Source organism: Bradyrhizobium sp. ARR65 (genome assembly GCF_000472385.1).
Taxonomy (GTDB): Bacteria; Pseudomonadota; Alphaproteobacteria; order Rhizobiales; family Xanthobacteraceae; genus Bradyrhizobium.
Genome location: NZ_AWZU01000006.1, coordinates 192,985 through 215,679, shown reverse-complemented (window position 1 = coordinate 215,679; position 22,695 = coordinate 192,985). Strand labels below are relative to the sequence as shown.

Sequence of the window (22,695 nt, the reverse complement as noted above, 5' to 3'; positions counted from 1 at the left end):
GTCGCGGATCGGGTAGCCCAGCCGTCAGGCTCTGCGCTCAGAGATCTGAGCGTGCGGCCTGCCCGCCACAGCTCTTCCCGAGAGAAACCGGCGTGATCGCAGAGACTATGCCTATGTACGAGGAACGAAGACGTCGAAGCATCGGTCAGAGTCTCGCGCTTTTCCGCCGACTTTTGGTCGACCGTGACACTTCCATCGAAAATGTCGAAAGGCATCGAGCATGATCAAGTCGTACATGCATACCCCAGTTGTTCATATCCTCACCCGCTCGGAGTTATCTGATGTCGAACTTCCGACAGCCGACGTCATTCAGATGGTGGAGGATGCCTATTTATTCTACGCCAACGGCGCATCCCGTTGTCCGACGAAGCTTATGATGGCTCTGCCGGACGAACAGAGAGATGCGGTATCGTACTCTATGCTGGGCTATGACGGCGCCCTACAGCAGCTTGGCTTCAAGACCTCGTATCGGCAAGGCAGTGAAGTCGCCGAGAAATACTACACTACGATCAGCCTGTACGATGACGCGACCGGATTGCCATTTGTATTCATGGATTGCCACCGCGTGGGTGGGTTGCGCACGCCGGCGACGACGGCGATCATTGCCAAACATTGCGCCAAAGAGAATGCACAATCGGTATTGATGATCGGAACCGGGGCGCAGGGTCTCAATACATTACCATATTTATTGACCGCGCTCCCCTCGCTGCAGAGAGCGCGTCTCTTCGGTACCCACCCTGACGGTATCGCCGCAACCATCTCAACCTTTTCCCGGCATTTTCCCGATCGCAACATCGAATTGGTGGAGGATGTTCCCGCGGCCGTCTCCGATTCCGATATCGTCGTGGTCGCCTCGGGTCGCGCCGCCCATCCCAAGGTCCACACTAGTTGGTTGAAACCAGGTGGCCTATTGATTTCGGTCGCCAGCAAGGGAGTCGAGGCCGGTGCGCTACAGGAGGCCGACTACGCGATAACGACGAATGAAGGCCAGCTGGGCGTTACGGGAAAGAGGCTCGCAGGTCCCGACGGTGTTGTCAGAATTGATGCGGAATTGCCTGACATCGTGGCTGGCCGGAAACCTGGTCGACGCTCGCAGCAGGATCAGGTGTTCGCCTTCAGCAGCGGGATGATCATTACGGATATTCCGGTCGCTCATGCCCTTGCCACGAGAGCGATCGCTGCAGGCCGCGGCAGGCGGGTAGAGCTATGGAATTAGCGGCCTCCTCGATGCGCGCGCGTGAGAGGGCCTGGGCCATCGCCGTCAGACGAGATCTCGCTCTTCTCGATCAAATTAGCCGCGCAACAAACGGACCCTTTCACATCATCCATCCGGCCAGCTTTGCGGACAATCTGGCCGCTTTCCAGCAAGCTCTGCAGCGGAATAATGTGCGGGGTCACGTCTATTTCGGGAAGAAGGCTAACAAGGCCGGGGCATGGCTGCGCGAGGTCGCTAGACTTCGCGGCTCGGTGGATGTGGCCAGCATACCCGAGTTCGTCCATGCGCTCGCCAATGGCCTTCGCGGCGAGAACATCGGCGTTACGGGTGCTGCAAAGAGCAACGAACTCTTGTGGTTGGCGGGCCGCCATGGCGCGACCGTTGCCATCGACGCTCTAGATGAACTCGAGCGCGCTATAGTTGTCGCTGCAGACCCGTCGCCCTTGCGAGTGCTGCTTCGTGTACTCCCTCCGAGCAGTCCTAACAGCCGCTTCGGATTGAACCCGGCCGATCTTCGTGCAGCACTGCAACGCTGCGCTAGCGCTCGGCAGCGGCTCGTCATGGATGGCTTTTCCTTTCATCTCGACGGTTATGCAGTGGAGCCGCGTGCCGAATTAGCCTCCACCTTAATCAATCATTGCCTCGAGGCGCGAAGCTACGGCTTTCCGTGTACGGCGATTTCCATCGGGGGCGGCTTTGCGTGCAGCTATGTCGAAGAGGGTGATTGGCATGCATTCAAAGAGAGACTTGATCCAACTCAATTCCATGCAGAAAAGAGTTTTAGCCACTTCTACCCTTACCATCAGTCGCCCACAGGAGCTGCAATGCTGGAGGCGATCCTGCAAACTCCAGTGGAGGGCGGTACGCTGGCTTCGAAGTTCATTGCTGCGGGGCTTCAGCTATACCTAGAGCCGGGGCGTGCTCTTCTCGATGGCGCGGGGATGACGGTCTTTCCGGTTCAAGGCTTCAAGCGGAATGCAGAGCACGGCATTGTCACCGTTGCAGGCCTCAGCATGAGCCTATCGGAACAGTGGAAGAATAGCGAGTTTCTTCCCACACCTATCCTTGTGGAACACGGGCCGACACGTCCCCGGGAGTCCGTTCGCGCGGCGGTCGGCGGCTCCAGCTGCATGGAATACGATGTCTTGACTTGGCGGAAGATCGAATTCTCAGCAAGGCCTCGCTATGGCGATCTGATCGTCTATCCCAATACGGCGGGCTATCAGATGGACAAGAACGAGAGCGAATTTCATCAGCTTGCTCTACCGCCGAAAATCGTTGTGACCGAGCATGACGGACATTTCATCTGGAGAATGGACCAATGACAACGGTACGTATCGGCCAGCCTGTTAACGAGTCGCAACGACATGCTCCGAACTGATTGGTGGCACGCCCTTGTTCGAACTGGCGCGTACCGGATCGGGCAGCCGATTGCTGCTGAAGCTGGAACAGTACAACCCGACCGGCTCCTGCAAAGTCCGAATGGCCCGGGAAATGATCTTGGCAGCCGAACGTGAGGGTAAGCTTAGACCCGGCGGGCATATCGTCGAGCCCACTTCGGGAAATACCGGGACAGGGCTCGCGCTGATGGCGATCGAGCGAGGCTATAGATTTACCGCTGTGGTCGACGACCATGCGTCGCGTGATAAGCTTCGCGCGATGCGTGCTATGGGCGTCGATCTCGTCTTTGTGGAGAGCAAGGGCGAGGGACCGAGCACCCTCGAGCGACGTCGAGTGGCCGGCGAAATTGCCAGGGCGAGCGGCGCGTTCTGGCCGGATCAGCACCATAACCCTAACAACAACCTGGGCTATGTTGGCCTCGCCGCCGAGCTGCTCCGTGATCTTGGCACGGACATCGACTATCTGGTTGGCGCAGTTGGCACCGGGGGCACCGTCTGCGGAACTATCAAAGAACTGCGCCGTCTCGGTTCGCGGGTAACAAGCATCGGCGTCGAACCCACAGGATCTATCATCTTCGGCGGCCCCCCGGGGAAGTACTGGCAGACGGGATCCGGCGCTCCAGGCGGGTTCACGGTAGGATCCAACGTAGATCACTCCCTGATTGATGAAGGAGTTACCGTCGACGACATCGACGCATTCACGGCTGCCCGTATTGTCGCTCGCCGTACTGGGATCCTTGTTGGTGGTACCGCCGGTGCTGCGATTCATGTGGCGCTCAAGCAACTCGCTCTGATCGAGCCGAATAGCACAATGGTGGTCTTGGTCTGCGACGCAGGCGAAAAATATCTCGACAGCATCTACAATGACGACTGGCTTCGCGAACGCCATTTGCTCAACGAAGCGGCGCATCAACGCCTGCACCGGCTATTCGACGCCTATCGGGACTCCGTCCAACTCGCGTCCCAAGCCAAGGCGGCCGTCTTCGCGCAATGACGTGTTGACAATGCGGGTTCGCCACTATCAAGAAATTATAAAACTCTCAGCCCCCATTGCGGGCATTCAGTTTGCCCAGGTTGCTCTCACGAGCACCGACCTCCTCATGATGGGGTTCATCAGCGTTCAGGCGCTTGCAGCAGGTGGTCTCGCCCTTTTGCTCTATAATCAGCTTCGCACGATGTGCGTCGGAATGGTGACGAGCGTTGGAAATCTGGTTGCAGCCTCGGTGGGACGCGGTGAGAAAAGGACCGGAACCTCGTTGACGGACAGCACCGCTGTCGACGAAGTCCGCGATCTGCTCGGGACATCAATGGTTCTTGCAACCATTGTCGCCATCGTCGCCGGGATCACACTCGTCGTTTTCAGTCATATCTTGGTCTTCCTCGGACAAGACCGCGAGATTGTCGCTCTCGCAAGACCGATAATGCTGGCCTTGGCTCCGGGATTGTTGCCCATGCTGTGGCTCAACGTTCTACGTCAGTTCGCCGTGGGAATGCGGCGCGCAGGCTCCCTCCTGCGCGTCACCGTGATCTCGATCGGCGTTAACGCATTGCTGAACGCGGTATTCATCTATGGATGGATTGGGATGCCGCAGCTCGGACTCGCGGGCATTGGATTGGCAACCACGCTCGTCCAATTGTGGACCTTCATGGTGTATCTGCGGACCGTCCGGCACGATCAAAAACTGAATTCATTGCTCGCACCAAACGGATGGCGAGCACAGGCTTCGACTATGAAGACAATTGCAAAAATGGGCATGCCGATCGCATTGACCTACGGTTCGGAAGCGGCAATTACGTCCATTGCGACCGTCTTCATGGGCATGTTTGGGCCAATCCCGCTCGCAGCCTCCAACATCGTCAACCAGCTCACCTATATCGTCTATCAGATCAATATCGGACTCTCTCACGGAACATCGATATTGGTGAGCCGCACCGCCGGCAAGGATCAGGCCGGTGAAATCGGAGCGATTGCAAGACATACCTTCGTAATCAGCTTCTCCATCATGACGCTCGTTGGGCTACTTTACGTCATCGTTCCACGAGCCGTCCTGCGCCCGTTCCTTGGCGATGAGGCTGACCCGGCCCTGCTGGCCGCGGCGACGACCCTGCTATGGTTCGCGATAGCCCACCAATTCTTCAAAGGGTCGCAAAACATCTGCATCGGGTTATTGCGTGGCTTGGGGAACACCCGAGCCGGGCTCACCAACACCCTCATCGGCTATTGGCTGGTCGGTATCCCGGCGATGGCGATCTGCGGATACTGCATCGGCTGGGGAAGCCACGGGATCTGGTTTGGTCTTTGCCTTGGCTTCGGCGTGACCAGTCTGTTGTTATGGTGGCGCTTCATCGCGGATCTGCGAGTGGCTCAATCTCCCTCACAGAACATGGATGTCGGCAAGACTGCGGACCTGGCCGACCGGCGTCCGTCGCGGATCTCGCCGTCGAGATGAGGTGACGTCACTTGCGGGGCCTCATTGCCTGGAAAGCAGATCGTTTTGCGCAGATCCGTTTGATGCGCAAGCGATCGAAAAGGCCCCAGGGGAACTAGGACACCGCCGGACCGGATCCGCCCAACGTCACCAGCACGAGCTCCGGCGGCACGCCTAAGCGGAAGGGCATAATGCTGCAGCCGAGCCCGCCCGAGACGACCACGTCGCAATTGAACCGGGCGTGGCCATAGGCCAGGCGGTTGCCGTAGCGCGAGGGCACCACCGGCGACCAGCCCAGCAGCCGCACCTGGCCGCCATGGGTGTGCCCGGAGAGCTGCAATGCCACCCGATCCGGCACGCGAGAGGCGACGTCCGGTTCATGCGCCAGCAGAATGACTGGCGCATCGTCGGTGACTTTCGCAAGCGTTGCGCCGAGATCATCGATGCCGATGCGCCTGATACGCCTGAAACGCGCCGCCGGCACATAGGCGAGCTGATCGCCGAGCCCGGCGAGCCAGAACGGCCGGCCGGATTTTTTCAAACGCACGGCGTCGTTCTCGTAGACGGGAATGCCGACTGCCTCCAGCGCGCGCCGCGCGGCCGTGGTCCCCTGCCCCTCGCGCTGAACTTCCCGGTCGTCCCAATAATCGTGATTGCCGAGGATCGCATGCACCCCGAGCGGCGCCTTCAATTGCGCCAGTACCGCAGCCCATGATTCCGCCGGAATCCGGCGCGTCATGTGGCGGCAACCGGCGACATAGTCGCCGAGCATCACGATCACATCTGCGTTAAGAGCGTTGGTATGATTAACGATCGCGTCGATGTGATCGAGCGACATCCAGGGATCGCAGGCGTGCAGGTCCGCCACAACGGCGATCTTCAGCGGGAAATCCGCCGGCCATCGTGCCGGCGCCAGATCATAGCGCGCAAGGCTCAGGCGAAAGACCGGCTCGCCGAAGCCATAGGCTGCAGTCGAGGTGCCAAAAGCGCCGAATCCGGCGAGAAATTTCAGGAAGCGGCGACGTGAAAACATGCGGGCTCAGCGGTGATGCGCGCTTGCCGTATTGCGCAATTGAAGCGGAAATTGGATAGCCCGTCGCGATGGCGGGCAAAAGGTTAATATCCAGTCATGCTGAACGTAGCATAGGCCCAAATGGATTGCGCAATCGGCGTCGCGCAAATCATCGCAGCATGTCTCGCTCGATATCCTTGCGAGGATCAATGACAGGCGAAGGCGACGTCGGCAGCGCCGACATCAGTCCTCCTCACTCCCGAACAGCCCGAACTGCGCGGGATCGCGCGAGGGCTCGGCGAGACCGAGATGGCGGAAGGCATGCGAGGTCAACACACGTCCGCGCGGGGTGCGCTGCAGATAGCCGCACTGGATGAGATAAGGCTCGATAATGTCCTCGATCGCATCGCGCGGCTCCGACAAGGCCGCCGCCAGCGTCTCCACGCCGACCGGCCCGCCGCCGTAGTTCATGGCGATCGTGGTGAGATAGCGCCGGTCCATGGCGTCCAGGCCGGCGGCGTCGACCTCCAGCGCGCTCAGCGCATGATCGGCGATCGCACGGTCGATGGAATCCGCATTGGCGGCGGATGCGAAATCGCGCACGCGCCGCAGCAGCCGACCCGCAATGCGCGGCGTGCCGCGGGCGCGGCGCGCGATTTCGTTGGCGCCATCAGGCGTCATGCCGACCTTGAGCACGCGCGCGCCGCGAGTGACGATCTTTTCCAGCTCTTCGATGGTGTAGAAATTGAGCCGGATCGGAATGCCGAAGCGGTCGCGCAGCGGATTGGTCAAAAGCCCTGCACGCGTGGTGGCGCCGACCAGCGTGAATTTCGCCAGCTCGATCTTCACCGAGCGCGCCGCCGGTCCCTCGCCGATGATCAGGTCGAGTTGAAAGTCCTCCATCGCGGGATAGAGCACCTCTTCCACCGCGGGACTCAAGCGATGGATCTCGTCGATGAAGAGCACGTCGCGCTCTTCGAGATTGGTCAGCAGCGCGGCGAGATCGCCGGCCTTGGCGATTACGGGTCCGGAAGTGGCGCGAAAGCCGACGCCGAGCTCGCGGGAGACGATCTGCGCCAGCGTCGTCTTGCCAAGACCGGGAGGGCCGACGAACAGCACGTGATCCAGCGCCTCGCCGCGCTTGCGCGCGGCCTCGATGAAGATCGAGAGATTGGCGCGCGCCTGCTGCTGACCGACGAACTCCGACAGGTTCTGCGGACGCAGCGCGCCATCCGCCGCATCCTCGTTGCGGCGCTCGGGCGTGACGATGCGGGAGGGCTCAGCCATGCTTCTCAACGCACGAGGCTGGATGTTCCCCCTCTCCCGTTCTTACGGGGACGCGACGAGCAAAGCTCGCGCTGAGAGGGTTGGGGTGAGGGGCTCTCACCGCGCATTCGGACTCGCGGAAAATCCCCCTCACCCGGATCGCCGAGGGCGATCCGACCTCTCCCCGAAGGCGGGGAGAGGTGAAGAGAGCTCGCGCGGTTTCAAACAGCTCACGCACCATCACTTCGCCAATTCCTTCAGGCCAAGCCTGATCAATTGCGCCGTCTCCGCGTTCTCCCCGGCATTACGCGCGGCCGAGGCAATCGCGGCTGCGGCCTGGGGCTGACCATAGCCGAGATTGACCAGCGCCGAGATCGCATCCGCGACCGGGCGCGGCGCGCGGGCCTCGTCGACCGCGCCGGCCAGATGCACCACCGCCGGATCGACATCGGCAAAGCCGGGTGCCTTGTCCTTCAGTTCCGTGACGATGCGCTCGGCGACCTTGGGGCCGACGCCGGGGGTGCGTGTCACGGCCGCCTTGTCGCGCAGTGCAATCGCATTGGCAAGCTCGGCCGGCGGCAGCGTGCCGAGCACGGCGAGCGCAACCTTGGCGCCGACGCCCTGCACCGTCTGCAGCAAGCGAAACCACTCGCGTTCGATGTCGCTCTTGAAACCGAACAGTTTGATCTGGTCCTCGCGGACGTAAGTTTCGATCGACAGCACCGCGGCCTCACCCGGCGCGGGCAGCGCCTGCAGCGTGCGCGCCGAACAATGCACCTGATAACCGACGCCGCCGACGTCGAGGATGACAAAATCCTCGCCGTAGGAATCGATCAGGCCCTTCAGCTTGCCGATCATATGCTGACCACCTTGAGCCGCAGGCTCGCGCTCTGGCGGTGGTGCGCATGGGTGATCGCGATCGCCAGCGCGTCCGCGGCATCTGGCGATTTCGGTTCGGCTTTGGGCAACAGGATTTTCAGCATCACCGCGATCTGGTTCTTGTCGGCATGGCCCGCGCCGACCACGGTCTTCTTCACCTGGTTCGGCGCATATTCGGACACCGAGATGCCGAAACTTGCCGGCACCAGCATGGCGACGCCGCGCGCCTGACCCAATTTGAGGGTGGCGACGCCATCCTTGTTCACGAAGGTCTGCTCGACCGCGGCTTCCGCTGGGCTGAAATCGCGCAGCACCGCGGCCAGGCCATCATGAATCGCGAGCAAGCGGCTCGCGAGCGGCAGATGGTCCGGCGGCTCGACCGAGCCGCAGCCGACAAAGGTCAGGCGGTTGCCATCACTCTCGACCACGCCCCAGCCGGTACGGCGCAGGCCCGGATCGATACCAAGGATGCGGACGGGGACGCGAATCGGTGCGGGTGCCATCGGCTAGTGATAGCCTCTGGCGAGAAGCAACGAAACAGGAACGGTCGACATACCCGGGGAAAGCGCGGCGCGGCCGTCATTCCGGGGCGCCTCGAAGAGGCGAACCCGGAATGTCGGAGACCTAACCCCCCACCTTCGCCATCAGCGCGTCGGAGATCTCGAAATTGGCGAACACGTTCTGCACGTCGTCGTGCTCGTTCAGCATGTCCATCAACTTCAACAGCTTCTCGCCGGTCTCGTCATCGACGGCAACCGTGTTCTGCGGTTTCCAGGTCAGCGCCGCCTTGCGCGGCTCGCCGAACTTGGCTTCGAGCGCTTTTGCGACCTCGCGGAAGCTTTCCGGAGACGTATAGATCTCGTGGCCGCTCTCGCTCGAGCTCACGTCGTCGGCGCCCGCCTCGATCGCCGCGTCCAGCATCGCATCGTCCGAGGCAACGCTGGCGTCATACTCAATCAGCCCGACGCGGTCGAACATGAAGGCGACCGAGCCGGTTTCGCCGAGATTGCCGCCTGATTTGGTGAAATAGGAGCGGATGTCGGAGGCGGCGCGGTTGCGGTTGTCGGTCAGCGCCTCGACGATGATGGCAACCCCGCCGGGGCCATAGCCTTCGTAGCGGATCTCGTCATAGTTCTCGCCCTCGCCGCCGATCGCCTTTTTGATTGCACGCTCGATGTTGTCCTTCGGCATGTTCTCCTGCCGCGCGGCGACCACCGCCGCACGCAGCCGCGGATTCATGGCGGGATCCGGCGTGCCGAGCTTCGCGGCAACTGTGATTTCGCGGGCCAGCTTGCCGAACAGCTTCGACTTCTGGGCATCCTGCCGGCCCTTGCGGTGCATAATGTTCTTGAATTGGGAATGTCCGGCCATGCGACGTCTCTTGGAATCGACCCCGGAATCGCCCGGGGGTGGAAGGCGCGGCGTTATAGGCCGCGGGACCGCCAAAATCAAAGATTTGGCACTGCCTCTAAGCATGTAGGTATTGGGTTCTGCCCACGAAACAGGCAAGCGTTAACCACGACTTCACGCGTCGGTGGAAGAATGGGGAACCTCAACTTGCTTTCCCGAGAAGCCCGCCCCTAGAGCAGCCATGGCGTTCGGTTTTCTTCGCAAACGCGTGCCCGAGCCGGTCGCGCCTGCGCCGCCGGCGAAAGCGCCGGAGCCGGCGCTTGCGACCGATGCCGGCCGAAAGTCGGATTCAACGAGCGAACTCCTTGAGCTCCTGGAACTCGAACTTGGCGGCACCATCCGCCAGCTCGAGCGGGCAGCGCACTCGGTTGCGGCGGGCGCCGAGGCCACTGCCGCGACGCTCGCTACCATCCGCGAACGCACCGACGCGCTGACCGGTCGCAGCAGCACCGCCCAGGGCACTGCGACCACCTTCACACAGGCCGCCGAGAAGTTCACCCGCTCCGCGGAAGGCATCGGCGCGCAGCTGCGCGATGCCGGCAAGCTCGCCGATCTCGCCACCGCCGCCGCTAGGGAAGCGCGCGCCAATGTCGACCGCTTGCGCGAATCCTCCGCAGCCATCGGCAATGTGGTCAACCTGATCGCGCAGATCGCGCGCCAGACCACGCTGCTCGCACTGAACTCCACCATCGAAGCGGCGCGGGCGGGCGAGGCCGGACGCGGCTTTGCCGTGGTGGCAACTGAGGTCAAGGCACTGGCCGTGCAAACCCAGAGCGCGACCGAAGAGATCAGCAAGAAGATCGAAGCGCTGCAGAAGGATGCGGCCGGCTCGGCCGATGCCGTGCACCGCATCTCGCAGGCGATCGATGCGATCCGCCCCGTGTTCGAGAACGTCAACGGCGCGCTGGCCGAGCAGAACCGCACCACGGGCGAAATGTCCGACAACGCCGCCTCGGCCTCGCATTTCATTGCCTCGGTCGGCGAAGGCGCGGCCGCGATCGACGGCGCCGCCAAGGCGGCGGAAGCCCACGGCGAGAGCGTGGCCTCCGCCGGCAAGGCCGTGACCCAGTTTGCGCAAAAACTGAAGACACGCAGCGCCGTGCTGCTGAATCAGAAGGACAACGAAGAACGCCGCAGGCATGAGCGGCTGCCATGCCATTTGAAGATCGAGATCGAAGCCGCGCGTGGCGTGGCCGCAGCGCCAGTCTACGAGATTTCCAGGCAGGGCGTTCTGATCTCCGGCGCGGAGGCCGCCAAACTGCCGCTGCATCAAAGCTTCAACGCCAGGCTTGAGGGTATCGGCGCCTGCCGGATTCGCATCAGCGAGCACTCCAAGGCCGGCGCGCAGGCCCGCTTCGAGGCCGCGAGCGCCGCCCTTGCCGACAAGATCGAAGACCAATTGTGGGCGATCCGCGAGGAAAACATCGAGTTCGTGACCCGCGCGATGGAAGCAGGTGTTGCGCTGAACAAGATTTTCGAGGACGCGGTCGCACGCGGCGCCATTTCGCTGCAGGATCTGTTCGACAGGGACTATGTCGAAATCGCCGGCACCAATCCGGTGCAGTACCGCACCAAATTCCTCGACTGGGCCGATCGCGCATTGCCGCCTTTCCAGGAACCGTTTCTCGCCAAGGACGCGCGCATCGCGTTCTGCGCCGCGGTCGACCGCAACGGCTATCTGCCGGTGCACAACAAGATCTACTCCCATCCGCAACGCCCCGGTGACGTCGCCTGGAACACCGCCAACTGCCGCAACCGCCGCATCTTCAACGATCCGGCCGGCCTCGCCGCCGCCCACAATGAGCGCGCCTATCTGATCCAGAGCTACGCGCGCGACATGGGGAACGGCAACACGGTGATGATGCGGGAGATCGACGTGCCGATCCGCGTGCGCGGACGGCACTGGGGCGGCTTGCGCACCGCCTACAAGCTTTGACGCTGCGCTTGGAATGTGAATGAGCAGGAATAGGGAATTGGCTTAGTCAACCGACTTGGAGAGACGCAGCGATGTCGCCGGCTGCCGCCGCTAGAGTGGAAAGTGCCTCTTCTGTTGCTTCCGAAAGCGAGCGGCTGGTCGATCAGCTCGCCAGTCGCGTCGGCGTTCTCGGGGTCGAACTCGCGGACGTAGCCGGCAACGTTCAGGAGGTGGCGGGGCGGGTTTCCAACCAATCCGAGCGGTTTCGGCATCTGCAGCAGGCGGCCGAGACGATGGTTACCGCCAACCACGAGATCGCAGACGCCTCCAAGGCGGTGCAGTCGGCCACATCGGATGCTGTCGGTGAGATCACCCAGTCCCGGCAGGCCGTGGAAACCGCGGTCAATCATATCGCCGAGCTGGTCGCTGCCGTCGGCCGTATCGAGAGCAGACTCGGCGCGGTCTCCTCCGCGCTCGCGCAGGTCGCCAAAGTATCGACCTCGATCGAGGCGATCGCGAAACAGACCAACCTGCTGGCATTGAACGCAACCATCGAGGCCGCGCGCGCAGGCAGCGCGGGGCGCGGTTTTGCTGTGGTGGCGAGCGAAGTCAAGAGCCTCGCGGAGGCGACGCGCCAGGCGACACAGCAGATCGGCGATACCGTACGCGGGCTCGACGGCGAACTCGGCCATCTGATCGGCGAAAGCAGCGAGGCATCCGCGCGCGCCAAGAATGCGGGCGACGGCGCCCAGCAGATCCAGGGCATCATCGCCCGCGTGCAGGACGGCTTCACCAGGGTCGGCCGGGAGATCGACGCTGTCGCGAAAGCCGCCACCTCCAACCTCGCCCAGTGCGACATGGTGATCGACGAACTGGCCAATCTCGCCAGGGGCGTCGATCTCTCCTCGACCGACCTCAAGCATGCCGACGAGCGGATCGCAAAGCTGCTCGAGGTCTCCGAAGGCCTGATCGCCATGATCGCCGAGTCCGGCGTCGAGACCTCGGACGCGCCGCTGATCCGTCTGGTGGTTGCGACGGCAAAGCGCATCTCGGAGACCTTCGAGGCGGCGATCGAGCGCGGCGAGATCACGCTCGCGCAATTGATGGACGAGACCTACCGCGAGATTCCCGGCACCGACCCCAAGCAATACCTGACCGATTATGTCGCCTTCACCGACCGCGTGCTGCCATCGATCCAGGATCCGATCCAGAAATCCGATCCGCGCATCGTGTTCTGCGTCGCCTGGGCCAAAGGCGGCTATCTGCCGACGCACAATCCGAACTATCGGCTGCCGCAAGGCAAGGACCCGGTCTGGAACAACGCCAATTGCCGCAACCGCCGCCTGTTCAACGATCGCGCGGTGAAGAAGGTCGCGGCGAACACCAGGCCGTTTTTGCTGCAGACCTATCGGCGCGACATGGGCGGCGGCAATTTCGTGCTGATGAAGGACCTGTCCTCGCCGATCTTCGTTCGCGGCCGGCACTGGGGCGCCTTCCGCATGGGCTTCCGGCAGTCCTGATCCGCGCCTTATTGAAAAAATAGCGGCCGCCGATCGAGGAAAAATTTCCTCTGTCGGCGCTCGACCGCGAGATGTTCAGCGGAATCGTTCGATTTAATGATGATCATCATACCAGTTTGTCAAAATGCACGATATCGTGAGCAGGATCGCGTTTGCGATGCGTCGGACCGGCATTGCTAAAGAGATTGTCGTGATATAGCTGCGCGAGATTGCTTGCATGACTTCGGTGCCTGCTGCCCGCAGCCGTCGAATACTCAAAGGGATGCTTATGGCGACGACCCTCACCATCAATGGCGAACAGAAATCCATCGAAGCGCCGCCCGACATGCCGCTGCTCTGGGTGCTGCGCGACATTCTCGGCATGACAGGCACGAAATTCGGCTGCGGACTCGCGCAATGCGGGGCCTGCACCGTGCATGTCGACGGCAAGCCGGTCCGCTCCTGCGTGCTGCCGGTCGGCGCGCTGCAGAATCGAGCGGTGACCACCATCGAAGGCATCGGAGCAACGCAAGCGGGCGCGAAGGTACAGAAGGCCTGGCTCGACCTCGAGGTCGTGCAGTGCGGTTATTGCCAGTCCGGCCAGATCATGTCGGCCGCAGCACTGCTGGCGGCGACGCCCAACCCCGACGATTCCGATATCGATGCCGCTATGGCGGGAAACATCTGCCGCTGCGGCACCTATGTGCGAATCCGCGCCGCCATCAAGCAGGCAGCATCAGGCGTGAAGTCGTGAGGAGCACACCATGACGATCGCAGCAAAGCTACCTGAGGTTTCGCGCCGCGGCTTGCTGACGGGCGGATTGGCCAGCGGCTTCCTGCTCGCCTTCCACCTCCCCGTCCGCGCCTTCAACGAGCCGAATCAGCCGCCCGATGTAACCGATGGCAAGTTCGCGCCCAACGCCTTCATCCGCATCGACGAGAAGGGCCACACCACGCTGGTCATGCCGCAGGTCGAGATGGGACAAGGCGTCTACACATCGATCGCGATGATCCTCGCCGAAGAGCTCGACGCAGACATCGCGCAAGTCACGCTGGAACATGCGCCGCCAGACGACAAGCTCTACGGCAATCCTGTTTTCGGGCTTCAGGTCACCGGCAATTCCAATTCGATCCGCGCCTGGTGGATGGCGCTGCGAAAAGCGGGCGCCGGCGCGCGTGCGCAGCTTGTGCAGGCCGCTGCAAAGCAGTGGCAGGTCGAGCCCGCAAGCTGCAGCACGTCGAAAGGTGAAGTGACGCACAAGGACAGTGGGCGCAAGCTGTCCTATGGCGAGCTGGCCACGGCCGCGCGTAGCGAGATCGCGCCCAAGGACGTCCCGCTGAAGGACCCCAAAGATTTCGTCTATATCGGTCAGCCGCTCAAGCGCTTCGACACGCCCGAGAAGGTGAACGGCAAGGCCGTCTATGGCATCGATGCGATGCTGCCGGGCATGAAGTTCGCAACCGTTGCCGCCTGCCCCGTGTTCGGCGGCAAGGTCGGCAAGGTCGATGACATCGCCGCGCGGAAGGTCCCCGGCGTACATAAGATCGTCGTGCTCGATGACATGGTCGCCGTGGTCGGCGATCACATGTGGGCCGCGAAGAAGGGCCTGGATGCGCTGAAGATCGAGTGGGATGAGGGTCCGAACGCGAGGATCAGCACGGACGACATCTGGCGTGATCTGCGCAGGGCCAGCGAAAAGGACGGCGCCGTGGCAAAATCCGTCGGCGACATCGGCAAGGGGCTGGCAAGCGGCGACCAGCTCGAAGCCTCCTACGAGCTGCCGTTCCTGGCGCATGCCACCATGGAGCCGATCAATGCCACCGTGCACTTCAAAGGAGACTCCTGCGAGGTGTGGACCGGCACGCAGATCATGACCCGCTGTCAGTCGGAAGCCGCCAAAGCCGCCGGACTGCCGGTGGAGAAGGTCTCCGTCTATAACCACCTGCTCGGGGGTGGTTTCGGGCGCAAGCTCGAGCCGGATATGGTCGTCGCGGCGGTGCGCATCGCAAAACAGGTGGACGGACCGGTGAAGGTGGTGTGGACCCGCGAGGAAGACATGCAGCACGATGTCTACCGCCCGGCCTACCGCGACACCATTGCGGCGACGCTCGCGGACGGCAAGATCGTCGCCTGGAAATACAAGGTCGCGGGCTCCGCAGTCCTTGCGCGGTGGTTGCCGCCGGCATTCCAGAACGGCATCGACATCGACGCGGTCGATAGCGCCGTCGATATGCCCTACGACGTCCCCAACTTCCATGTCGAATATGTGCGGGCCGAACCGCCGGCGGTGCCGACCGGGTTCTGGCGCGGCGTCGGTCCAAACAACAATGTGTTCGCGATCGAATGCTTCATGGACGAGCTCGCGCGCAAGGCCGGCAAGGACCCGATCGACTTCCGCCGCACCATGCTCGCCAACAATCCGCGCCCGCTCGCGGCCCTGAATCTGGCTGCGGAGAAATCCGGCTGGGGCCAGCCGTTGGCCCCGCGCGTCGGCCGCGGCGTCAGCGTGCAGCCCTCCTTTGGCAGCTTCATCGCCACGGTGGTGGAAGCCGAAGTCGACGAACAGGGCGAGGTGCATCTGCGCCGCGTCACCTCCGCGGTCGATACCGGCATTGCGGTCAACCCCGACACGGTCAAGGCGCAGATCGAGGGCGGGCTGATCTTCGGCCTCACAGCGGCACTTTATGGCGAAGTGACCATCGACAAGGGCCGGGTGCAGCAGTCGAACTTCAACGACTACCGCATGCTGCGCATCAATCAGGCGCCGAAGATCGAGGTTCATGTCGTCAAAAGCGGCGAGCCGCCCGGCGGCATCGGCGAGGCCGGCGTCACGGCCGCCGCGCCCGCGTTGCGCAACGCCATCTATGCCGCCACCGCCGTCGCCCTGCGACGCCTGCCCATCGATCGCAGCCTGATCGCGAGGAAAAAGGCATGAGTGCCGCCGCGCGTATCCTGCTCAGCGTCGCCGCGATTGTCGTGGCCGCGCTGGCGATCAGCGTCTGGGTCGTGCGCGGGCCTGGTCCGCTAGCCTTTGCGGATGGACCGAAGGTTGCGCTCGCCGACTATCGGGCCGGCAATCCCGCCGGCGTGCCCGCCTCGCTTGCGAAAGCAAGCCTCGTCGAGCGCGGCGAATATCTGGCGAGAGCCGCCGACTGCATGGCCTGCCACACCAAGCCCGGGGACAAGGACTTTGCCGGCGGGCTGGCCTTCAGCCTGCCCTTCGGCACGCTCTATTCGACCAACATCACCCCGGACAAGGAAACCGGCATCGGCAACTACAGCGACCAGGATTTCCTCAACGCCATCCGTCGCGGCATCCGTCGCGACGGCGCGCGGCTCTATCCGGCGATGCCTTACACCTCATACACCTATATGACCGATGATGACGCGCTGGCGATCAAGGCCTATCTGTTCAGCCTGCCGCCGGTGCGCAGGCCGACGCCGGCCAATACGCTGTCTTTTCCATTCAACCAGCGCTGGGCGATGACGTTCTGGTCGGCTGTGTTCAATCCCGATACCCGGTTCGAGCCGGATACATCGAAATCGCCGGAATGGAACAGGGGCGCTTATCTTGCGGAAGCGCTCGCCCATTGCGGCGAGTGTCATACGCCGCGGAATCTCGCGTTCGCGCTCGACAACCGCAAGAAGTTCTCCGGCGCGGTGACTGCGGGCTGGCGTGCCTTCAACATCACCTCGGACAGGGCCACCGGCGTCGGCGGCTGGAGCAATGGCGATCTCGCGAATTATCTCGCGGTCGGTCATGCGAGCGGCCATGGCACCGCTTCGGGCCCGATGGGCGAAGCGGTCGACCGCAGCTTCAGCCAATTGACGGAGGACGACATCAAGGCGGTGGTCGCTTACTTGCGCACCGTGCCGCCGATCGCCTCGCCCGATCTGCCCGCGATCCTGGCACGTCCCGCCCCCAACTCGCACAGGGATGGCGGCGGTGCGGACAATGCGCGCGGCAAGATGGTGTTCGAAGGCGCCTGCGTCAGTTGTCACGGCTGGAGCGGCGAGAGCTTGGTCTCGCCGCTGGCGACGCTCACGGGCGCGCAGGCCGTCAACGATCCCACCGCGATCAATGTCGCGCAGATCGTGATCTCCGGTACCAAGCGGCATGCGCCTGAGGGCGCGCTCTCGATGCCCGGCTTCGGCAACGCCTATTCTGACGATGAGATCGCCGCCGTCGCCAATTACGTGACCGCGCGCTTCGGCGCCAGGGGCTCCAGCCTCACCGCAAAGGACGTGGCGGAATTGCGCAAGCAGACCGCGCAATAGAAGCTGTCGTCGTTTGTTCATTGGCGCGCTCTATAAGGATCCCCGTGCGATCTATGCGCGGGGGTCCGATGAGCGAGTATCCGGTGTTGGACGAGCTGCAGACCAATTACAGGAACGCCGTCGAAGCCTGGATCGCCGCGATCCGACGCGAGGAGGCGCTCGCCTCCGTCAACCACACCCTCGCCGAAGTCGACAAATGGGAGCAGGCGCATTTCGACGAAGACGAGATGCGCAGCGCGGCGAAGGACGCCAAGGCGAAATACGAGGACGCCCTGCGCGAGGAGTTTTTCGGGTTTTGAGATCCCCCGTCATTCCGGGGCGCGCGTGAGCGCGAACCCGGAATCTCTCGCGCCGCAACCCCTGGATTCCGTGTTCGCATCCAAGTCGGCTGTTGCCGACTTGGACAACCCAAGAAGAGCGAAGTCAGGCAAGCCTGACTTCGCTGCGCGAGCGCCCCCGGATTGACGGTGACAAAGCTATTCGTTCCAAAACCCCGGCAGCGCCGGCTCGAGGCGGCCGCCGATCCGCACCGGCGCGATCTTTTGCGCAAGACCGGTTGCATCATCGGTCTCGACCGCGACGCCGGATAACGTCGCAATACCCATCGCCGGCTCGAAACGGCCGGAGGGAATGCCTGACGTGAAACGGCGCAGCGGCTCGTCCTTCTGCATTCCGATGATGGAATCATAGTCGCCGGTCATGCCGGCGTCGGTCATGTAGGCTGTGCCGCCGGGAAGAATCTGGTGATCGGCGGTCGGGACATGCGTGTGCGTGCCGACCACGAGACTGGCGCGGCCATCACAGAAAAAGCCGATGCCCTGTTTCTCGCTGGTGGCCTCGCAATGGAAATCGACCACGATGGCGTCGGCGGCCCTACGCAGCGGACAGGCTTCGAGCTCGCGCTCGAGTGCGGCGAACGGGTCGTCGAATGGCGTCATGAACACGCGGCCCATCGCATTGATGACGAGCGCGCGCTTGCCGTTCTTGGTATCGATCAGCGCCGCGCCGCGGCCGGGGGTGCCGCGCGGAAAATTCACGGGCCGAATGAGCTTCGGGGCGCGATCAATGAACACCAGCGCCTCGCGCTGGTCCCAGGCATGATTGCCGAGCGTGATGGCATCGGCGCCGGCATCGATCAGCTCCTGGTAGATCGTTTCGGTGATGCCGAACCCGCCGGCCGCATTTTCACCGTTGACGATGACGAGGTCGAGCTCCCAGTCGCGGACCAGACCCGGTAAATGCTCGGCGACGGCGTTTCGCCCTGTCCGCCCCACAACGTCGCCCACGAAAAGAATGCGCAATCTATCTGCTCCGGAAATCGAAAGCTTTCGTTTCGGTTAGCACATAATCGAGTGCAACGTCGTGCGACAACGCTGGAATCGTTTCGATTTCCTGCACCGCGAAGGCAAGCCCGACGCCGATAACCGGCTTCATTTTGCGTAAGTGCGCGAATGTAAAGTCATAATGCCCCGCGCCATAGCCGATGCGGTGGCCCAGGCGGTCGAATGCGGCGAGCGGCACCAGCATGATGTCGGGGACGACCTCGGCGGCGGCCGGTGACGGCTCGAGAATGCCGAGCGCGCCCAGCGTCAAGCGGTCACCGGGCGACCAGGCGCGAAAAATCAGCGCGTGACCGCGCGCCGTCACGGTCGGCAATGCAAGCTTCGCGCTGCGCGCGGCAAGCGTCCGCATCAGCGGCAGCGGATCGATCTCGCTGCGAATTGGCGAATAGCCGGCCACGACCGCGCCGGGAGCAACCTCGAACGGCAGTCCGCGCGCGGCGATCGCTTCCGCCGCAGCGCTACGTTGCTCGCCGCTCAAGGCATCGCGAGCCGCAAGCGCGGCAGCGCGGAGAGTCCCTTTCGATGGGGTCGCAGCCAATTTGGCCATGCCACCTTACTGCCCCTGTCATCACCCACGAAGGCGGGTGATCCGGTATTCCAGCGGCGCTCGTGATCAACCGAGACGTCTCGGCGTACTGGATACCCGCATGCGCGGGGTATGACGGCCTGGAGAAAGAATAGAAACAAGAGACAAGTGCGAGGCCGCGGTCGCCGTTGAAACGCTCGATCCCGGAGTTCCCTACGAAAGTAGGTGGGCACCATATGTCCGGATCCACGGACCCGGCCAGGGACAGTTCCCTTAAGGATCGATAAGGCCCCGGGGATATGTTGGTTCCTGACGCGCGACGCAGCTTCGCGGGACCTAATGTAGCAACGACGCGGGCGGATCGCCAGCTCTCACCCTGTCCCCCTGAGAAAAGGGCGATTCACCCGATTGCGACGCCACCGCCGATGGTGCGGTTGAGGACCTGGGTGGTCCGCTCGATTCGCTCCGCCGCGGCATTGAGCGCATTGGCGACCGCCGTCTGCGTCGCCTTGGCGCGGTCGGCAGCCGCCGTGCGCACGTCGCGGAGCTTCACCAGCTCTTCTTCGAGGCCGCGGATACGCGCGTTGGCATCGACCAGTTCGTCGCACACGGTCAGGGCTGCCATCACGGTCAGGCGCGCGTCGCCGATCTCACCGAATTTTCCGCGCAACGTCTCGATGCGTTGCTCCAGGCTCTCGGCGAGTTTGAGCAGCCTGATCTCCTGCCCTTCCTCGCAGGCCATGCGATATTGCCGGCCGTTGATGGTGACGTTGATGTGGTTCATTCGTCGTCTCCGGCCTCTTCTGGCTCTTCGGCCTCGTCGGCCCCTTCGGCTTCCGTAACACCGAGGACCTCGCGGATGGTGCCGATGGCCGCATCCAGCCGTTCGGCGATCTCGCGATTGGCGCGTTCGAGTTTGCGCGATCGCACCAGCGAGCCGTCCAGCTCATCAGCGAGGCGCGAGCGGTCCGCGCCCAGCGCCTGAATCCGGGTTGCGAGTTCATCCTCGTCGCGGTCAGCCTCGCGGCGCCGCTCGACCGCGCTCTCCAGGGCGTCCAGCGCCGTCATCAGTCGCCGCGTCGCAGCCTCGATGTCAGCGGACGGCGGCTCATGGGGCGGAAAATTCGCGGGACGATCGTTCATGCCAGCGATCCCAAACGCCGCTCGGGCGGCAAAACCCGCGCTTCGGCAAGCGCTTAAGGGAGGAAATTTACGTGGCCGGGGGCTGCCGTGCAACGCCGCCGCGAAGCTATGCACCGCAAAGCAACTTTTCCTGGCGTCAAGGCGTTGGACTCCGGGAACTCAGGTGCTATCCAGCCCCCGAATTCACCGGGGTTAGCCCCCTCGCCCGCGGTGCTCCTTCCGCCGAGCACCCCATTTCAGACGGATTTTCAACATGACGCAGGTCGAACCCTTCCGTATGGCCAATGCGATTCGCGGCCTCGCGATGGACGCGGTGGAAAAAGCGAAATCCGGCCACCCCGGGTTGCCGATGGGCGCCGCCGACATCGCCACAGTGCTGTTCTCGCAGTTTCTGAAATTCGATGCCAGCCAGCCGGCCTGGCCGGATCGCGACCGCTTCGTGCTCTCGGCTGGCCACGGATCGATGCTGCTCTATTCGCTGCTTTATCTGACCGCCAATCCGGATATGACGCTCGACCAGCTCCAGCATTTCCGGCAGCTCGGCTCGCTCACCCCGGGGCACCCCGAGAACTTCCATACCAAGGGCGTGGAGACCACCACGGGGCCGCTCGGCCAGGGCATTTCGACCGCTGTCGGCATGGCGCTTGCGGAGAAGATGCTCGCGGCCGAGTTCGGCAAGAAGATCGTCGATCATCGCACCTATGTGCTCGCCTCCGATGGCGATCTGATGGAAGGCGTCTCGCAGGAAGCGATCGCCCTGGCTGGGCACTGGAAGCTCAACAAGCTGATCGTGCTCTATGACGACAATGGCATTTCGATCGATGGGCCGACCTCGCTGTCCGACTCCGTCGATCAGGTCAAGCGCTTCAAATCCGCCGGCTGGGCCGCCGAGCTGATCGACGGCCAGGACCAAAAGGCGATCGCAGCCGCGATCGAACGCGCGCAAAAGGCCAACAAGCCTTCGCTGATCGCCTGCCGCACCACTATCGGTTACGGCGCGCCGACCAAGGCCGGCACCGCCAAGGTGCATGGCGAGGCGCTTGGCGCGGACGAGCTGAAAGCCGCCAAGGAAAAGCTCGGCATCTCGCTTGAGCCGTTCTCTGTGCCGGAGGACGTGCTGAAGGCCTGGCGCGACATCGGCAGCCGTGGCGCGGCTGCGCGGGCCGAATGGGAAGCGCGCTTTGCCGAGCTCGGCAGCCGCAAGCGCGCCGAGTTCGAGCGGCGGCTGCGCCATGAGCGGCCCGCCTCGCTTGCGAAAGCGCTCAAGGAGCACAAGAAACAGCTTCTGGAGACCCCGCTCAACGTCGCGACCCGCAAATCCTCGGAAGCCGCGATCGAAGCCATTGCGGCTGCGATGCCGATGGAGTTCGTGGGCGGCTCCGCCGACCTCACCGGCTCCAACAACAACAAGCCGAAATCGGCCGTGGCCTTCTCGGCCAAGACGCCGAAGGGCCGCTTCATCCATTACGGCATCCGCGAGCACGGCATGGCCGCATGCATGAACGGCATCTTCCTGCATGGCGGCTTTGCGCCGAACGGCGCCACCTTCCTGGTGTTTACCGACTACGCGCGGCCGGCGATGCGGATCGCGGCGCTGATGGGCGCGGGCGTCGTCTATGTGATGACCCACGATTCCATCGGCCTCGGCGAGGACGGACCGACGCATCAGCCGGTCGAGCATCTCGCCGCCTTGCGCGCGATGCCCAACATGCGCGTCTTCCGTCCCTGCGACGCCGTCGAGGTCGCCGAATGCTGGGAGCTTGCGCTCAACCGCACCACCGGCCCGACCGTGCTGGCGCTGACGCGGCAGAACGTGCCGCAGCTCCGCACCTCGGCGCCCGCGGACAATCCCTGCAGCCATGGCGGCTATGAACTGGTGCCGGCGCAGGGCGAGGCCAAGGTGTCGCTGTTCGCCTCAGGATCAGAGGTGCAGATCGCAGTCGACGCCCAAAAGCAGCTTGCCGAGCGCGGCATCCCGGCGCGCGTCGTCTCGGTGCCCTCGCTCGAGCTCCTCTTGGCGCAGCCGGAGGAGAAAAAGCAGGCGATCATCGGCAATGCGCCGGTCAAGATCGCGATCGAGGCCGCCGTACGCTGGGGCTGGGACGCGGTCATCGGCAGGGATGGCGAGTTTGTCGGCATGCACTCCTTCGGGGCGAGCGCGCCGGCCAAGGACCTTTTCAAGCATTTCGGCATTACCGCTGAGGCCGCCGTTAACGCCGCCCTGAAGCGGCTGTGACGCTCGCGTTGCCTCGCTAACGCCCGGTTGCCAAGCGTGGAAGGAAAGCGGCCGACCAAAATTATTCTTTGGTCGGCCCAAAGAAATTGTTTTGGAGATCGCTTTCGGCTTGAAGTTCCAGCGAAAAACGCGCGGAAACCAT

Annotated in this window: 20 protein-coding genes and 1 other RNA gene; 11 read left to right on the top strand and 10 right to left on the bottom strand. The window is 63.2% G+C overall.

Features of this window, described 5'->3' with window-relative positions; translation table 11 throughout:
- Positions 1-220 precede the first annotated feature (220 nt).
- From F758_RS0110130 to F758_RS0110115, 4 genes are read left to right on the top strand one after another with little or no spacing between them, the layout of a single operon-like run.
- A complete protein-coding gene (locus tag F758_RS0110130) occupies positions 221-1,216 on the top strand; it encodes an ornithine cyclodeaminase (RefSeq protein WP_198026449.1) in 996 nt (331 codons plus the stop codon).
- Positions 1,207-2,541, top strand: a complete 1,335-nt coding sequence (locus tag F758_RS0110125; protein ID WP_024507765.1) for an alanine racemase — start codon at positions 1,207-1,209, stop codon at positions 2,539-2,541. Before F758_RS0110130 ends, F758_RS0110125 begins: the two co-directional genes overlap by 10 nt.
- Positions 2,542-2,593: 52 nt before the next feature.
- A complete protein-coding gene (locus tag F758_RS0110120; RefSeq protein WP_035721519.1) occupies positions 2,594-3,610 on the top strand; it encodes a PLP-dependent cysteine synthase family protein in 1,017 nt (338 codons plus the stop codon).
- A 10-nt stretch (positions 3,611-3,620) separates the two neighbouring features.
- Positions 3,621-5,066, top strand: coding sequence for an MATE family efflux transporter (locus F758_RS0110115; RefSeq protein ID WP_051386778.1), 1,446 nt, complete (start codon positions 3,621-3,623; stop codon positions 5,064-5,066).
- Between the two features lie 94 nt (positions 5,067-5,160).
- On the opposite strand, the gene F758_RS0110110 is transcribed toward F758_RS0110115, so the two are convergent.
- The 5 genes from F758_RS0110110 to F758_RS0110090 all read right to left on the bottom strand — a co-directional run bounded on the left by F758_RS0110110 (position 5,161) and on the right by F758_RS0110090 (position 9,573).
- The gene (locus F758_RS0110110) at positions 5,161-6,078 is read right to left on the bottom strand and encodes a metallophosphoesterase (protein WP_024507762.1); all 918 of its coding nucleotides are present in this window, start codon (positions 6,076-6,078) and stop codon (positions 5,161-5,163) included.
- A gap of 222 nt (positions 6,079-6,300) precedes the next feature.
- Entirely contained in the window at positions 6,301-7,344 is a 1,044-nt protein-coding gene (ruvB, locus tag F758_RS0110105) for a Holliday junction branch migration DNA helicase RuvB (protein WP_024507761.1), read from the bottom strand.
- A 219-nt stretch (positions 7,345-7,563) separates the two neighbouring features.
- The gene (gene ruvA, locus F758_RS0110100; protein WP_024507760.1) at positions 7,564-8,181 is read right to left on the bottom strand and encodes a Holliday junction branch migration protein RuvA; all 618 of its coding nucleotides are present in this window, start codon (positions 8,179-8,181) and stop codon (positions 7,564-7,566) included.
- Positions 8,178-8,705 (bottom strand): crossover junction endodeoxyribonuclease RuvC, encoded by a 528-nt coding sequence (gene ruvC, locus F758_RS0110095; RefSeq protein WP_024507759.1) that lies wholly within the window; start codon positions 8,703-8,705, stop codon positions 8,178-8,180. The genes ruvA and ruvC overlap by 4 nt, the downstream gene beginning before the upstream one ends.
- Positions 8,706-8,826: 121 nt before the next feature.
- Complete coding sequence (locus F758_RS0110090; protein WP_024507758.1) at positions 8,827-9,573, bottom strand: YebC/PmpR family DNA-binding transcriptional regulator; 747 nt, start codon at positions 9,571-9,573, stop codon at positions 8,827-8,829.
- A gap of 220 nt (positions 9,574-9,793) precedes the next feature.
- Here F758_RS0110090 and F758_RS0110085 point away from each other — a divergent pair, with 220 nt between their 5' ends.
- From F758_RS0110085 to F758_RS0110055, 6 genes are all read left to right on the top strand, one after another.
- On the top strand, positions 9,794-11,548 hold the full coding sequence (locus F758_RS0110085) for a methyl-accepting chemotaxis protein (RefSeq protein WP_024507757.1): 1,755 nt from the start codon (positions 9,794-9,796) through the stop codon (positions 11,546-11,548).
- Positions 11,549-11,619: 71 nt separating this feature from the next.
- Positions 11,620-13,047 (top strand): methyl-accepting chemotaxis protein, encoded by a 1,428-nt coding sequence (locus F758_RS0110080; protein WP_024507756.1) that lies wholly within the window; start codon positions 11,620-11,622, stop codon positions 13,045-13,047.
- Between the two features lie 268 nt (positions 13,048-13,315).
- Positions 13,316-13,780, top strand: coding sequence for a (2Fe-2S)-binding protein (locus F758_RS0110070; RefSeq protein WP_024507755.1), 465 nt, complete (start codon positions 13,316-13,318; stop codon positions 13,778-13,780).
- A 10-nt stretch (positions 13,781-13,790) separates the two neighbouring features.
- Complete coding sequence (locus F758_RS0110065) at positions 13,791-15,962, top strand: xanthine dehydrogenase family protein molybdopterin-binding subunit (RefSeq protein ID WP_035721513.1); 2,172 nt, start codon at positions 13,791-13,793, stop codon at positions 15,960-15,962.
- Entirely contained in the window at positions 15,959-17,305 is a 1,347-nt protein-coding gene (locus F758_RS0110060) for a c-type cytochrome (protein WP_024507753.1), read from the top strand. The genes F758_RS0110065 and F758_RS0110060 overlap by 4 nt, the downstream gene beginning before the upstream one ends.
- Before the next feature lie 68 nt (positions 17,306-17,373).
- Positions 17,374-17,604 (top strand): hypothetical protein, encoded by a 231-nt coding sequence (locus F758_RS0110055; RefSeq protein ID WP_024507752.1) that lies wholly within the window; start codon positions 17,374-17,376, stop codon positions 17,602-17,604.
- A gap of 177 nt (positions 17,605-17,781) precedes the next feature.
- On the opposite strand, the gene F758_RS0110050 is transcribed toward F758_RS0110055, so the two are convergent.
- The 5 genes from F758_RS0110050 to F758_RS0110035 form a co-directional block, all read right to left on the bottom strand.
- Positions 17,782-18,606, bottom strand: a complete 825-nt coding sequence (locus F758_RS0110050; RefSeq protein ID WP_024507751.1) for a TIGR00282 family metallophosphoesterase — start codon at positions 18,604-18,606, stop codon at positions 17,782-17,784.
- A gap of 1 nt (position 18,607) precedes the next feature.
- On the bottom strand, positions 18,608-19,195 hold the full coding sequence (locus F758_RS0110045) for a 5-formyltetrahydrofolate cyclo-ligase (RefSeq protein WP_035721510.1): 588 nt from the start codon (positions 19,193-19,195) through the stop codon (positions 18,608-18,610).
- A 148-nt stretch (positions 19,196-19,343) separates the two neighbouring features.
- A non-coding RNA gene (gene ssrS / locus F758_RS47080) (6S RNA) lies at positions 19,344-19,505 on the bottom strand.
- A gap of 69 nt (positions 19,506-19,574) precedes the next feature.
- Positions 19,575-19,958, bottom strand: coding sequence for a cell division protein ZapA (locus tag F758_RS0110040; RefSeq protein ID WP_024507749.1), 384 nt, complete (start codon positions 19,956-19,958; stop codon positions 19,575-19,577).
- Positions 19,955-20,317, bottom strand: a complete 363-nt coding sequence (locus F758_RS0110035) for a DUF4164 domain-containing protein (RefSeq protein ID WP_024507748.1) — start codon at positions 20,315-20,317, stop codon at positions 19,955-19,957. The genes F758_RS0110040 and F758_RS0110035 overlap by 4 nt, the downstream gene beginning before the upstream one ends.
- Before the next feature lie 253 nt (positions 20,318-20,570).
- On the opposite strand from F758_RS0110035, the gene tkt reads away from it, so the two are divergent.
- A complete protein-coding gene (gene tkt, locus F758_RS0110030; protein WP_024507747.1) occupies positions 20,571-22,553 on the top strand; it encodes a transketolase in 1,983 nt (660 codons plus the stop codon).
- Positions 22,554-22,695: the final 142 nt, after the last annotated feature.